The following is a 13,949-nucleotide window of genomic DNA, read 5'->3' on the forward strand; positions in this document are numbered from 1 at the left end:
GAAACAATCCTTATTTTCCCAAACAAAAGCTGGAGAAGATTTCATCCAACAGTGTTTCGACATCTATTCTGCCAACCAGAGATTCAAGTCCCCGTATGGCGGTTCTTAACTCCTCCGCAGCGATATCATACAGGTCCGGGCCTGATTCCAGAACCGTGATCGCAGCAGCAAGTGAATCCGATGCCTTATTCATCGCAGCGCGGTGGCGCTCACGCGTGGCAATACCATGTGTTGTGGTTCTATCACTCAAGACCCACGAAATCTGGTCTACAAGCGCGTCAATCCCCTGTCCTGTCTTTCCTGAAACACCTTCAGCAGCGCCCTCTCGCAAGTCCGCTTTGGGTAGAACGTGGATATCGCCATCCTGCATGGCCACACTCAGATCTTCCGGTGCTTCAGCCAGGAAAACGCGCAGGTCCGCCGCATCTGCCCGTTTTCGAGCCAGCTCGATCCCAAGATTTTCGACATGATCTTCGGTATCCCGCAACCCGGCCGTATCCAGCAATGTCACCGGCAAACCAGCCAGATCCATTCGAACCTCGATCACGTCCCGGGTCGTGCCTGCGTATTCCGAAGTAATCGCAGCCTCGCGCCCCGCAAGCGCGTTCAGCAGGGTTGATTTTCCTGCATTGGGAAGACCGACAATAGCCACTTCAAATCCGGTACGAATACGCTCGGCGATCTTTACCCCATCAGCTTCTCGACGAAGATCTGCCAGAACTCCGCTTGTCAAACTACGGACTTCCGGCGTGACGTCAGTGGGGACGTCTTCATCAGCGAAATCTATGACCGCTTCCAGCAACGATGCCGCGCGGATCAAATCGCGCCGCCAGCGCTCGGCCAGCGTGCCAAGCTCACCGGCCAGAATGGTTTGGGCCTGCTTACGCTGTGCCTCGGTTTCCGCGTCAATCAGATCTGCCAGGCCTTCGACCTGTGTCAGATCCATCTTGCCATTTTCAAGGGCCCGGCGTGTAAACTCACCCGGGTCCGCCAGTCGCAGCCCATCGGTGTTCGACAAACAACGCAGAACCGCATTGACCGAGGCCGTGCTGCCGTGGATCTGAAGTTCTGCCACGTCTTCACCGGTGAAACTTGCCGGTGCCTGAAATGTCAGAACCAGACCATCATCTAGATGTGATCCATCCTGATCCCGCAGGGTGCGCAAGACCATTCCCCGCTTGGGCAGTTCCGCGCCGCACAGATATGCGGCTGCGGAATGCGCTTCGGGGCCAGAGAGGCGAATGACCGCCACCCCTGCTTTGCCTTGCGCGCTGGCCAAGGCGAATATCGTATCCATTCGAAGGCCTCGCTGGGGTCTAAGACCTGTGTCAGGTGTTCATCGAATCGAAGAACTCGCCGTTTGTCTTCGTCTGTTTCAACTTCGACAACAAGAACTCGATTGCGTCGGTGGTGCCCATCGGATTGAGGATACGGCGCAGAACGAAGGTCTTGGCCAGATCGCCCTTGTCGACCAGCAGGTCCTCTTTCCGAGTACCGGATTTAAGGATGTCGATCGCCGGGAACACGCGTTTGTCTGCAATCTTGCGGTCCAGAACGATTTCCGAGTTACCAGTACCTTTGAATTCTTCAAAGATCACCTCGTCCATCCGGCTGCCGGTATCGATCAGCGCGGTGGCGATAATGGTCAGCGATCCGCCCTCTTCAATATTCCGGGCCGCACCGAAGAAACGCTTGGGCCGCTGCAACGCATTCGCATCCACACCACCGGTCAGAACTTTACCCGAGGACGGAACAACGGTGTTAAACGCCCTACCAAGTCTTGTGATCGAGTCGAGAAGAATAACAACATCTCGTTTATGTTCGACCAAACGCTTGGCCTTTTCAATGACCATCTCCGACACGGCCACGTGACGCGTTGCGGGCTCATCGAAGGTTGACGACACAACCTCACCCTTAACCGAGCGCTGCATGTCGGTCACTTCTTCCGGGCGTTCGTCGATCAGCAGGACGATCAGATAACACTCCGGGTGGTTCTGTTCGATCGAATGCGCGATGTTCTGCAGGATCACGGTTTTACCGGTCCGCGGCGGTGCCACGATCAATGAACGCTGACCTTTACCGATCGGCGCAACCAGATCGATCACGCGCGCTGACTTATCCTTGATGGTGGGGTCTTCGATTTCCATCTTCAGACGCTCATCCGGGTACAGAGGCGTCAGGTTGTCGAACAGGATCTTGTGCTTGGCCTTTTCGGGATCTTCAAAGTTGATCATGGTGACTTTGGTTAGCGCGAAATAACGCTCATTCTCATCCGGCGCCTTGATCTCGCCTTCGACCGTGTCCCCGGTCCGCAATGAGTGCAGACGGATCATATCGGGCGAGACATAGATATCATCAGGGCCCGGCAGATAGTTCGCCTCGGGCGAGCGCAGAAAGCCGAACCCGTCCTGTAGCACTTCCAGTACGCCATCACCGCCGACGGTCCAGCCATCATCGGCACGTTCGCGCAGAATCTGGAACATCATTTCGCCCTTACGCATAGTCGAGGCGTTTTCGATCTCCAGCTCTTCGGCCATGGCCAGAAGGTCTTTGGGGCTTTTGGCTTTCAGGTCGGCCAGATTCAGGGATTCATTGGACATGATACATACCTTCACCGCTAAGAACGCGGCTTGAAGTGGAATTTCAGTACGGAAAATACGCCGCCCGGACGGGCGTGTTGTGATCTACATAAGCGCAGCGCCGTTCGGAGTCAAACAGGCGTTCAGAACTTCAGAATGACCGCCAGAACGATGGCAACCATCAGAATGGTAGGAACCTCGTTCATCATGCGATACTGCCGCCCAGTGAGCTTATTCTGGCCTGCCAGGAAATCCTTCCTTCGGGCCATAAGCCAATGGTGGAACCAGGTCATCGCGATCACGCCCGCACCTTTGACCCAGGGCCATGCAAAATCCCATCCGACGATCCCCGGTGTGAACACCATGATCAGCCCGCATACCCAGGTTACAACCATCGCGGGGCGCATGATCACCCGCAGCAGCTTGTCTTCCATTTCAAAGAAGATGTCTTGCGCGCCCTCTACGGTCTGCGCTTTTTCGACGTGATAAACAAACAGTCTGGGTAAGTAGAACAAGCCGGCCATCCATGAGATCACGGCCATGATATGTAATGACTTCACCCACGGGTAAATCGTGAAAAGAAGGTCTGTCATGCCGGCTCCGAACGTTGTTCGGAACTCTCCCTAATAAAAAAAAAAGAAAAGAAAAAGGATGATGGTTTTGTAGGGTACCAAAAATCCGTGGATTACTTTCTTACCCTAGCGTTTTCCCCAAGGGGACAGAATATCTGAGATCGCCAGTGATTCTGTTGATATAAATAAATTGTTATCTAAATCAATAAGTTAATATTGAATCATCGTATCTGATCTGTGGATAACCCGATGGGTATCGCTGGATAGATCTGTTATCCCAAGAGTTGGAGTTATCCTTGTCCCGACAGGATGAGATTTGAGCGACTCGGGGATCTTTGCCACAAAATTCCCGGGGTTGCGTGTCAACCGGAAAACCATACAAAACACTCCAGAACTCTCATCAATTTGCACACGGGGTTTTCCACATGTCTGTCCCCATTCTATTGGCCTCGGGATCTGTTATTCGCGCGCAATTGCTAAGGAACGCAGGTGTGCCGTTTGCAGTTCAAACGGCGCGCGTGGATGAAGAGGCGGTCAAAAGGGCGTTGCTGGCAGAGGATGCCTCACCACGCGATATTGCTGATACGCTGGCTGAGATCAAAGCGCGTAAGGTCAGCGACAAGAACCCCGGCGCCATGGTGATCGGGTGTGATCAGGTGCTGGATTTCGAAGGGCTGCTGCTGTCAAAGCCCGAAACCCCGGAACAGGCGCTGGCCCAACTGAAAGCCATGCGCGGCAAGCGGCACATGCTTTTGTCCGCAGCTGTGATCTATCAGGATGGTGAACCGATCTGGCGGCATGTGGGGCAGGTGCGTTTGCGGATGCGGGCCAGTTCCGATGCCTATCTGAAAGACTATGTTGCGCGGAACTGGGACAGCATTCGCCATGCCGTCGGAGCCTACAAGCTGGAAGAAGAAGGCGTTCGCCTGTTCGCCACCATTGACGGCGACTATTTTAACGTTTTGGGTATGCCCCTGTTAGAGCTTCTCAATTTTCTGGCTGTCAAAGGGATGATCGAGCAATGACGGACAATCGGGTTCCTTTGGCCGGAGTGATTGGGCATCCCATCGGGCATTCGCGCTCACCCAAGCTGCACGGGCATTGGTTAAAGACCTATGGGCTTGCCGGGCATTATATCCCGATGGACGTCGCCTCTGCTGATCTGGAGACTGTGCTGCGAACCCTGCCCAAAGCGGGCTTTGTCGGGGCCAACGTGACCGTTCCGCACAAAGAAGCGGCGTTGAAGATCGCAGATCACGTTTCTGACCGTGCAACCGTGATCGGTGCTGCAAATACGCTGGTGTTCCGAACTGATGGTTCGATCCACGCAGATAACACCGACGGGTACGGGTTTATGGAAAACCTGCGCAGCGGCGCGCCTGACTGGAATGCGAAAGATGGCCCGGCGGTTGTGTTTGGTGCCGGGGGCGCTGCCCGTGCCGTATTGCAGGCTTTGTCTGATGCCGGGGTGCCGGAAATCCTGTTGACCAACCGGACACGCGCCCGCGCGGATCATCTGAAGGAAGAATTCGGCCAACGCATTCGAGTTATCGATTGGGTTCAGGCGGGGAATGTCATTGAAAATGCTGAACTTGTGGTCAACACAACTTCATTGGGGATGCAGGGCCAGCCAGAGCTGCGCGTGCCGTTGGACGGGTTGCAGCCCGGTGCCGTGGTAACGGACCTGGTCTATGCCCCGTTGAAAACCCGCCTGCTGCAAACTGCCGAGGAGGCCGGATGCACCACAGTCGATGGTCTTGGGATGTTGCTGCATCAGGCCGTTCCCGGATTTGAACGCTGGTTTGGTGTCCGCCCTGAGGTAGACGCAGATACGCGCGCGGCGGCTTTGGCATGAGTTTTGCGCTTGGCCTGACAGGCTCAATCGGTATGGGGAAAAGCACCACAGCGCAGATGTTCGTTGAAGAAGGGTGCGCATTGTGGGATGCGGATGCGGCGGTGCATCGGCTGTATGCCATTGGTGGAGCAGCGGTTGAACCAATGCGGGCAGCCTTTCCCGATGCGATACGTGATGGGGTGGTTAGCCGAAACGCGTTGAAACGGATCATCGCGGATGACCCGGCCACGTTGAAAACGATTGAGGCGATTGTGCATCCACTTGTCGCTGCTGACCGCGCAGAATTTCGCGAAAGCGCAACAAGCGACATTTTGGTGTTCGATATTCCACTTTTGTTTGAAACGGGCGGGGATGCAGCAATGGATGCCGTGGCCTGCGTTTCGGTCCCGGCCGAAGACCAAAAGCGGCGCGTTATGGAACGGGGCACGATGACCGAGGCGCAGTTCGAGCAAATCCGCGCCAAACAGATGCCGAACGATGAAAAATGCGCACGGTCGGATTTTGTGATCGTGACCGATACTCTGGACCACGCCCGCGCGCAGGTGCAGGATGTGGTCAGGCAGATACGGGCGGGGATGGCACATGCGTGAGATTGTACTGGATACCGAAACCACCGGGTTTGACCCCGAAAGCGGGGATCGGATCGTGGAAATCGGCGCCGTTGAGCTGTGGAACCACGTTGCCACCGGTGAAACCTATCACGTCTATATCAACCCCGAACGCTCGATGCCGGAAGAAGCGTTTGGCGTGCATGGTATTGGTCCCGATCTGCTGGACACCCCGCGCCCGCCGGAAAAGGGCGAAGTGACGCTGAAAGACAAGCCGGTCTTTGCAAAGGTTGGCCATGGGTTTCGCGAATTTGTTGGCGATGCGCGGTTAGTGATCCACAACGCCTCATTCGACATGAAGTTCCTGAATGCCGAGCTGAAATGGATGGGTGCCCCGCTTATCCCGATGGAGCAGGCGTTGGATACACTGGCAATTGCCCGTAAACGGTTCCCCGGCTCTCCGGCGTCACTGGATGCGCTGTGCCGTCGCTTCAATATCGACAACTCGAACCGTGTGCTGCACGGCGCGTTGCTCGACTCGGAAATTCTGGCCGAGGTTTATCTGGAATTGATCGGTGGACGGCAGCCTGATTTTGGTCTGTCGACATCCACATCTTCTGCGGACGGAGGCAGCGATGATTGGCGAGCCACACCGCGCAGCAGGCCATTACCATCCCGGATCACCGAGGATGAACGCGCAGCACATGAAGCTTTCGTTGAAAAACTGGGCGAGAATGCCTTGTGGACCCGCGCCTGATCCGGTCAGGCACGGGTCAAAACCTTACGCGTCGGCTTTTTGGGCTTGTTCGGCCTGACGGCGCATCAACTCGTTGCGATAGAGCGCGACGAAATCGATATTGTCCAGGTTGACCGGCGGGAAGCCGCCATCGCGAGTTATGTCGCTGACGATGCGGCGCAGGAACGGGAACAACATGCGCGGGCATTCGATCATCAGGAATGGGTGCAGCTGATCTTCCGGCACACCTTCCACGTGGAACATACCGCAATAGTCCAGTTCGCACAGGAACAGAATGTCATCCATGCCTTTGGCTTTGGATGTCAGGTTCAGCTTGATCGAAACTTCGAACTGATGGTCCGCCGCGCGTTTTTTGGCGTCCAGATTCACCTGAACGGCGATTTCGGGTTGTACGTCTCCGGAAACGCCCTTTTGCGCCATCACGTTTTCAAAGGACATATCGCGGATGAACTGCCCCAGAACACGCATCTGAACCTCCGGGGCGGCTTGGGCCGCAGTGTTTTCTGCAGCGTTTTCTTCGGCCATGGATCTACTCCAAAAATGAAATTCGCCACTGCTTAGCAAGTTGGGCGCGGCACCTCAATGCTGGTGGGGGCCTTCCACCCATTTCGAAGGCTTCGAGGGGTCTTTTTTTGGCCGAACTTCGGTGAATTCCCCATCGATGATATCGCCCTGATCGAACGGGTTCCCCCGGGTTTGATGTCCGGGGCCCGGCCCCATCTGGAACTGGGTCACGGTAACCTTGGATTTCAGATACCGGAACACGGCGATGCGGACACCGGGAACTAACAACGCAAAACCAACGGCATCAGTGAAAAAGCCCGGTGTCAGCAACAAAGCGCCCGACAACAGGATCATTGCCCCGTGGGCCAGCGGTTCGGTCGGATCGTCCAATTCGGCAAAGGACCGTTGCAGCTGTCCAAGCGCCATGCGACCTTGTGTCCGCACCAAAACCGTGCCCAGAACCGCGGTCAGCACTACGATGGCAAGTGTCGGCCACAACCCAATCAAACCACCAACCTGAATAAACAGCGCGATTTCGATTATGGGCACCAACAAAAATGCCAAGAACAGATACATTTGCGTTATCCTTTCCCTTAGGCCGGGCTGTGGACTTGCCACTCACTGTCACCTACATAGTGGCATGAGGCCGTGTATACAAAGTCGCGGCGTTGAAAAGAGAATGAAATGAGCGACAACCCTATGATCCAGCTCCTGGTCCTGGCCGGAATTGCCATCTTCCTGATCCTACGCCTCAAAAGCGTATTGGGCACGCGTGAAGGATTTGAAAAACCGCCTGTGCAGCAACAGCCTGAAGCCCATAAATCGCGCCGCGGTTTCGAGGTGATCGATGGCGGCCCGGATCATGACATTACCGACCATGTCGCCGAAGACAGCGAACAGGCGCAAACACTGGCTGCGATGAAACGGGTCGAGCCCGGTTTTTCGGTCAGTGAGTTCGTTCAGGGTGCGCGCGGTGCGTATGAGATGATTGTGATGGGGTTTGAAAGGGGTAATCTGGATGAAATCCAGCCTTTCCTGTCGGAAGAAGTGTTCGAGACTTTCGTTTCGGTCGTGGCAGCGCGTGAAGATCAGGGCCTGACCATCGAGGCTGAATTCATTGGCGTACGGGAAACCACCCTGACGGATGTGAAATTCGACAAGGATACGAACCAGGCCGAAATCACAATGAAGTTCGTGGGGGAGCTGACCTCGGTCGTTCGGGATCGCGGAGGCGATATCGTGGAAGGCAACCCGAATTCCGTGAAGCGCCAGAAAGACAGCTGGACCTTTGCTCGCGTCATGGGCAAGGACGATCCGAACTGGCTGCTTGTCGCCACGGACGCATGATTGCAACGCTTCGGTCGCTTTTTCTGGTGGGTGCAATGACCATCGCCAGCGCTGCCGAAGCCGAGGCAACGCGATCCATACTGTCGTTTGACGATCTGCAGGGCTGGGCCGAGGACGACCACGGCGCGGCCCTTTCCGTATTTCTGAACACGTGCGGTGATCTGGATGACCCGGATTGGCGCGCCTTGTGTGGTGTGGCCAGAACATATGAACCGGATGCCGCCCGCGCCTTTTTCGAGTTATTCTTCCGCCCTGTTCTGGTCGAGGATGACAAAGAGGGCCTGTTTACCGGCTATTTTGAACCCGAGCTTGACGGCGCGCGCACCCGGACAGACCGTTTCAAATACCCGATCTACAAGATGCCGCCCGAAGCCCGTGCCGAAGGACCATGGCTGAGCCGTCGTGACATCCTGACCGGTGATGTGATGCAGGGCCGCGGGCTAGAGATCGCCTGGGTTGACGACCCTGTCGAGCTGTTCTTTCTGCAAATTCAGGGCTCGGGGCGCATTCGATTGTCGGATGGTGGTGCGCTGCGGGTTGGATTTGGTGGTGCGAATGGTCACCCCTATCGGTCGATTGGTGTTGAGCTGGTGCGACGCGGGGTTCTGGGTGCGCATGAGGTCAGCGCCCAGATGATCCGTGCCTGGGTGCGCAAAAACCCCGAGGCCGGTGCCGAGTTGCTGCTTCACAACCCGTCATACGTTTTCTTTCGCGAAGTCTCACGCGTTGCCCCCGAATTTGGACCTTTGGGGGCGATGAACCGGTCGATCACGACAATGCGCTCGATTGCGGCAGACCCCGCCTATACGCCGTTGGGCGCACCTGTTTGGGTGGAAAAGGACGGTGAAAACCCGTTGCGACGGCTTATGATCGCGCAGGACACGGGCGCGGCCATCAAAGGCGCGCAGCGCGCCGACATCTTTTTCGGAACCGGTGAAGAGGCCGGGCAGGCTGCGGGCAGGCTGAAAGATCCGGGTCGGATGGTTCTGTTGCTGCCTATTCAGCGCGCCTATGCCCTGTTGCCGGATGAATTCTGATGACACGGCGCAAACTGACAACCGACGAGATCGAGCTATGGCGCAAGGTCACCAAACAGGCCGAGCGACTGCATCCGGACAGTCCGCAGAGTGTCCATCCGACCACCCTGCCGAAGCCCAGACCCAGAAAAACACCAAAACCCCGGTTTGAGGTGTTTGAGCTTGGTCAGAACCTTCAGCCGAAACCTAATCCAAACGATCTGAAGCCATCGGTGACGGATGCGCTGCGTGCCGCGCCTGTTCAGATGGATATCAAAGCTTTTGGCCGGATGAAACGCGGTAAGCTAAAGCCCGAAGGCAAGCTGGATCTTCACGGTATGCGGGTTGATACGGCCCATCCTGCGTTGATCCGCTTTATCCTGAGCGCACAGGCACAAGGTAAGCGACTGGTTCTGGTGGTAACCGGCAAAGGCAAGGACCGCGACGAACCCGGCCCGATCCCCACCCCGCGCGGCGTTCTGCGCAATCAGGTGCCACATTGGCTGTCCATACCGCCGTTGGCGCAGGCGGTGATGCAGATCACGCCAGCGCATATCAGCCATGGCGGCGACGGTGCTTATTACGTCTATCTCAGGCGAATGCGCTAAAAGTCCCGACGGGCGCGGGAAATTCCGGTTCGGACCAGAACGCAAACCAGCACGAAAAACACCCCAACCCAGATGAACTGAGTGTTCAGCGAAATACCAAGGTCAATTAGAACGCCGGTCAGGCCGGGGCCGATGGCCGATCCTAGAACCATGACAGCCGCGGCCATCGCCTTGATCGCACCGATATGTCGGGTTCCGTAGAATTCGGCCCAGAATGCGCTGGGCAACGTGCTGTTTGCCCCAACGGTCAAAGCCAGGAAAACCAGCCCAAGGGTTGCGCCGCCGATTGAATTGGTTGTGCCCAGAATGACGAACCCAAGTGCGATCGGAAGCTGATAGTAGGGCATGATCCGGGCGGTTCCCCATTTATCCAGCGCCCAGCCAGATGCAAACATGGACAGCAGGGATATTCCGGTAAAGATCGGAAATAGCGCCACCAGCTGGATATGCTGCCACCCCTTCACATCAGCCAGATAAACCTGATGAAAGAAAAACGCGGTGATAAATGCGGATGGCCCAAGCACTGATGGCACCATGAACCAGAACAGGGGATGGAACAGAGCGTCCCGGCGGGTCCAGTGTTTTCCCTGCATTCCCGATGCTGAAAACGCGTTGGCGAGGCTTTGTGGAGTTCTCTCTTCTCGTAGCAGCCGCATCAGAACCGGAATACCCAGCGCCGTGATGCCCGCCGCGGCAACCCACAGCCAACGCCAATCCAGATAAACCATGGCGCCAACAAAGATCAGCGGCAGCAACGCCTCACCAAGCGCATAGCCGGTGGACGCTATGGAAAGCGCTTTGCCCCGCGTAACCGTGAACCAGCGCGCCATTGCGACCACGGCAAGATGCGTGCTCATCCCCTGCCCAAATAACCGCAACAAAAAGATCACCAACGGCAACAGCAGTAGCCAGGTGTTCAGCGCCATTGCAATCGCGGCCAACGCCAGTCCCGCCAGCACAACCGGGCCCAAAACCCGTACGCGGAAGATATCCGTCAACCCTCCGGCCCAGATCATCACGACGGCGGACAGGGTCGTGCCTAACGTGTACAGCCCACCCCATGCGCCGTGGCTGAGGCCAAATTCCGAGCGAATTTCACCAGCAAAGACCGAGATGAAAAAGGTCTGCCCGAAACTGGACAGAAATGTCAGCAGAACGCCGGCCCCAAGCCAGGTCGCGTTGTCCGCAAGAAACCGGTGCAGGGAAACCCGCGTCACGGATTACTTACCTGGGCCTGGCCGGTTTCAGTCAGCACGATTTCTGTGGCGCCAGCAGGATTGCGCTGGCTTGGCGGCACGAGAATGTCGATCCCGCGCCGGTCATCGCGCCCAAATGTTTCGCTGACCCGGCGCACAGAGCGGAGGATAGTCAATAAGGCCGGAGAAGTAGCAGCCACAAAGTGGGAGGATTCCGCATCGCTGTTGAAGGCAGTCGTATCCAGGATTTCAATCGGATAATCGGACAGCTTCTCGGCCGATCCGATATTGCCAAGCCTTTCACCATCGGCGGTTCCCCTCAACCGGCCGGAGACGTTCAGGACCTTGTCTTTCTTGGACACCATCAGGACAAAAGGATCAGGAGGATTTTTGATACTGTTCATCTGCGACCGAAAAACATCCACATCCAGATCGGGCGATATCAGAATAAGGCCTTCCAGATTTCGCTTTGCCCAGCCCGGCTGTTTCAGTTCGGTTTGCCGTATCATCTCCATTGCCAGCGCGCCGCCCATTGAATGCGCCACAAGGGCTACTCGCTTGACCCCCATGGACTTGAGTAGACGAATGGTTTCTTCCAGCCCATCACGGGCAAACAACATACTGTCCAGATCATAGGCATAACCATAGCCTGTCGCGCGGCTGGGCCATGAATAGACAAGGATTTGACCGGGAATGCCGATATCATGCGACAGCTGAGCGGCCCGGAACAATGTCTCTGTCTGAGTGGAGTTATAGCCGTGCACAAAAATAGTAACTTCCTCGGCCCCACTCAGCCTGTCTTTCAGCTGTTGCGGCCCGCTTAGCTGATCTACCTCTGCCAGCACGAACTGTTTTCTAGGGTCAGGGTTTGCATAGGAGAATTTAAGGCTTCCCGGTGAACGCCCCGGTGGTATCGACACGGTGGTTTCCAGAAATTGCAGGCGTTCTGCGCGGCGGAATCCATACGTGCCATCGGGCTCGCGCGCACGCGTCGTGGCCGCAAAAACCGTTTCGGGAGTTCCGATTTCCAATGCTGATGGAAGCGTTTCGGATACAGTCCGGTCAACACATGCCGCCAGCACGACCGGACACAGAATGAAGATTAAAAAACGCAGCACGGACAGCCCCCGGAACCAATTGCCGACACGCTATCTTATTCTAATCCCGCGTCCAGCACGGCGACGCGAAAAAGCGGCAGAAACTGGCCCGAGCGGTTACAATCTGTAACAGACCGTATTCGTACGGAACCGATCTCTGCCGGTGCTGTTGGACCTAGACCTCCGTATCCTCGTCCTGTTCCTTGTGCGGCATTTCTTCGATCAGGCGGGTTTCCAGCAATTGCCCGTTCCGATACAGGATCGGATAGGCCACTGCGGCGATGTGGCTGTTAAATTCACGGAACGCGCGCAGGGTTTCCAGGTGGATATCGCTGGTCTCAAAGCTTTCCGTACTGCCGTGCTGCAAGCGTTTGAGGTGGCGTTTGCGGCTGTCACGCTCGGCCCGTTTGATTTCGGTTTTCTCAAGGCTCAGCAGACGGGCGCTTTCCAGATCATCCGAGATCAGAACGTTTGAGGCCAGTTTGAGGTTGGCGAGGATGCCTTCGTGCATCTCAACCAGTTCCGACCAGCCCTCTTTCGAAAATGAAGCGCCTTTCTTCCGCATGTCGCCCGCCAGAACAGTCAGCCGCTTGGCAACAACGTCGCCCGCGGTTTCCAGCCGGATTGCGTATTCCATCAGGTCGCGCGCCACTTTTGCGTTCTGCTTTCCGAATGTCTCCTCGGGAATGGCGGCCACGAATTTTCGAATACCCGACAGGCAGTCGTTCACATCTTCGTCCATGTCCCTTACGGCGCGTATCTGGTCCTTGTCGCCGCTGCGGTACAATTCCAGTGACGGGCGGAACATCGACTCGACCAGATCGCTCATCCGCAGCAGTTCACGCTTGAGGCTGGACAGCGCCTGAGACGGGCTGCCGGCGGTGCGCACATCCAGCGCGCTGGCCGGGCGACCTGCCTGGGCCAGCGCATTCGCAGATTTCGGGTCCGGAAAAAACTGCTCGAACGGCGCGCGCAATCGCCCGCAGAACGGCAGTGCCAGCAACAGCAACGAAGCATTGAACGCCAGATGCGCATTGACCAGCATCTGACCGCCCTGCAAATCCCCCAGAACACCGGCACGCAGTGCCGCAGTCGCTGCGAAAAGGGTGACAATCGCCCAGCTGCCGCGCAAGACCAGGTTGGCAAAGGGTATGCGCCTGGCAGGCATTTCCATCCCCCTGCTCAGCCAAACAGGTATGAAAGCTGAACCGAAATTGGCCCCCAATACCAGCGACAGCCCGGCAGCAAATGGGATTGCGCCGATCTGGACCAGCGTCACACACATCAGGATCGCCGCGACCGAGGAATGCATAACAAAGGCCAGCGCGCCGCCGACCAGAAACGCTGTAATATAGTCGCGCGCCAGATACTCGGCGACGGCAGGTAGAAAGGCACTGTCCCGGATCGGGTCCATGGCTTCGCGCAAAAAGCGCAATGAGATCAGGATGAACGCAATCCCCATCAGGATGCGCCCCAATTGCCGGGGCTTCTTGGCCTCGGTCTTGACAAACAGATACCCACCAACCGCCAGAAGCAATGGTATCAGCCAACCCAGCTGGAACGACAAAACCTGAATGATCAGCGCCGAACCGAGATCAGCGCCCAGCACGATTGCAAGGCCGGTGGGAAAGGTCAGGAACCCCCCAGCAGCAAAACCCGATGTCAAAAGGGCAACCGCTGCCGAGCTTTGCAGAACCACCGCCATTACAATGCCGACCATTGACGCCTGTGCATAATGGCTTTGGCCCGTCATGAGGCGCTGGAACGAAGCCCCATAGCTGCGCTCGATCCCTGTGCGGACCATCCGCACTGCGTAAAGTAGCAGCATCGTGGCTCCGGCCAGGCTGATGAGAAAGCTTACTATCGCCAT

At 56.6% G+C, this 13,949-nt stretch carries 15 protein-coding genes; 7 read left to right on the plus strand and 8 right to left on the minus strand.

Annotation, left to right across the window (positions count from 1 at the left end; genetic code table 11):
- Positions 1-10: 10 nt before the first annotated feature.
- The 3 genes from mnmE to ACR0CE_RS09110 all read right to left on the minus strand — a co-directional run bounded on the left by mnmE (position 11) and on the right by ACR0CE_RS09110 (position 3,172).
- A complete protein-coding gene (gene mnmE, locus ACR0CE_RS09100) occupies positions 11-1,297 on the minus strand; it encodes a tRNA uridine-5-carboxymethylaminomethyl(34) synthesis GTPase MnmE (RefSeq protein WP_480832030.1) in 1,287 nt (428 codons plus the stop codon).
- A gap of 31 nt (positions 1,298-1,328) precedes the next feature.
- A complete protein-coding gene (gene rho, locus ACR0CE_RS09105) occupies positions 1,329-2,600 on the minus strand; it encodes a transcription termination factor Rho (protein WP_267364726.1) in 1,272 nt (423 codons plus the stop codon).
- A gap of 122 nt (positions 2,601-2,722) precedes the next feature.
- The gene (locus ACR0CE_RS09110; protein ID WP_480486911.1) at positions 2,723-3,172 is read right to left on the minus strand and encodes a CopD family protein; all 450 of its coding nucleotides are present in this window, start codon (positions 3,170-3,172) and stop codon (positions 2,723-2,725) included.
- Positions 3,173-3,576: 404 nt separating this feature from the next.
- Here ACR0CE_RS09110 and ACR0CE_RS09115 point away from each other — a divergent pair, with 404 nt between their 5' ends.
- From ACR0CE_RS09115 to dnaQ, 4 genes are read left to right on the plus strand one after another with little or no spacing between them, the layout of a single operon-like run.
- Complete coding sequence (locus tag ACR0CE_RS09115) at positions 3,577-4,176, plus strand: Maf family protein (protein ID WP_480832032.1); 600 nt, start codon at positions 3,577-3,579, stop codon at positions 4,174-4,176.
- Positions 4,173-5,006, plus strand: a complete 834-nt coding sequence (locus tag ACR0CE_RS09120; protein ID WP_209506875.1) for a shikimate dehydrogenase — start codon at positions 4,173-4,175, stop codon at positions 5,004-5,006. The genes ACR0CE_RS09115 and ACR0CE_RS09120 overlap by 4 nt, the downstream gene beginning before the upstream one ends.
- Entirely contained in the window at positions 5,003-5,596 is a 594-nt protein-coding gene (gene coaE / locus ACR0CE_RS09125; RefSeq protein ID WP_480832035.1) for a dephospho-CoA kinase, read from the plus strand. Before ACR0CE_RS09120 ends, coaE begins: the two co-directional genes overlap by 4 nt.
- The gene (gene dnaQ, locus ACR0CE_RS09130) at positions 5,589-6,311 is read left to right on the plus strand and encodes a DNA polymerase III subunit epsilon (RefSeq protein ID WP_267364721.1); all 723 of its coding nucleotides are present in this window, start codon (positions 5,589-5,591) and stop codon (positions 6,309-6,311) included. The genes coaE and dnaQ overlap by 8 nt, the downstream gene beginning before the upstream one ends.
- A gap of 24 nt (positions 6,312-6,335) precedes the next feature.
- On the opposite strand, the gene secB is transcribed toward dnaQ, so the two are convergent.
- Entirely contained in the window at positions 6,336-6,836 is a 501-nt protein-coding gene (gene secB, locus ACR0CE_RS09135) for a protein-export chaperone SecB (RefSeq protein ID WP_480832036.1), read from the minus strand.
- Between the two features lie 54 nt (positions 6,837-6,890).
- Entirely contained in the window at positions 6,891-7,391 is a 501-nt protein-coding gene (locus ACR0CE_RS09140) for an FxsA family protein (RefSeq protein WP_480832038.1), read from the minus strand.
- Between the two features lie 108 nt (positions 7,392-7,499).
- Between ACR0CE_RS09140 and ACR0CE_RS09145 the strand changes: the two genes are divergently transcribed.
- From ACR0CE_RS09145 to ACR0CE_RS09155, 3 genes are read left to right on the plus strand one after another with little or no spacing between them, the layout of a single operon-like run.
- Positions 7,500-8,162 (plus strand): Tim44/TimA family putative adaptor protein, encoded by a 663-nt coding sequence (locus ACR0CE_RS09145; protein WP_209506870.1) that lies wholly within the window; start codon positions 7,500-7,502, stop codon positions 8,160-8,162.
- Positions 8,159-9,199, plus strand: a complete 1,041-nt coding sequence (gene mltA, locus ACR0CE_RS09150) for a murein transglycosylase A (RefSeq protein WP_480832040.1) — start codon at positions 8,159-8,161, stop codon at positions 9,197-9,199. Before ACR0CE_RS09145 ends, mltA begins: the two co-directional genes overlap by 4 nt.
- Entirely contained in the window at positions 9,199-9,786 is a 588-nt protein-coding gene (locus ACR0CE_RS09155) for a Smr/MutS family protein (protein WP_480538398.1), read from the plus strand. Before mltA ends, ACR0CE_RS09155 begins: the two co-directional genes overlap by 1 nt.
- On the opposite strand, the gene ACR0CE_RS09160 is transcribed toward ACR0CE_RS09155, so the two are convergent.
- From ACR0CE_RS09160 to ACR0CE_RS09170, 3 genes are all read right to left on the minus strand, one after another.
- Positions 9,783-11,003, minus strand: coding sequence for an MFS transporter (locus ACR0CE_RS09160; RefSeq protein WP_480832042.1), 1,221 nt, complete (start codon positions 11,001-11,003; stop codon positions 9,783-9,785). The genes ACR0CE_RS09155 and ACR0CE_RS09160 overlap by 4 nt on opposite strands.
- The gene (locus ACR0CE_RS09165) at positions 11,000-12,100 is read right to left on the minus strand and encodes an alpha/beta hydrolase (RefSeq protein WP_480482558.1); all 1,101 of its coding nucleotides are present in this window, start codon (positions 12,098-12,100) and stop codon (positions 11,000-11,002) included. The genes ACR0CE_RS09160 and ACR0CE_RS09165 overlap by 4 nt, the downstream gene beginning before the upstream one ends.
- A gap of 154 nt (positions 12,101-12,254) precedes the next feature.
- The gene (locus ACR0CE_RS09170; RefSeq protein WP_480832044.1) at positions 12,255-13,949 is read right to left on the minus strand and encodes a Na/Pi cotransporter family protein; all 1,695 of its coding nucleotides are present in this window, start codon (positions 13,947-13,949) and stop codon (positions 12,255-12,257) included.

The sequence above is a fragment of the Ruegeria sp. L11 genome, from assembly GCF_056531755.1.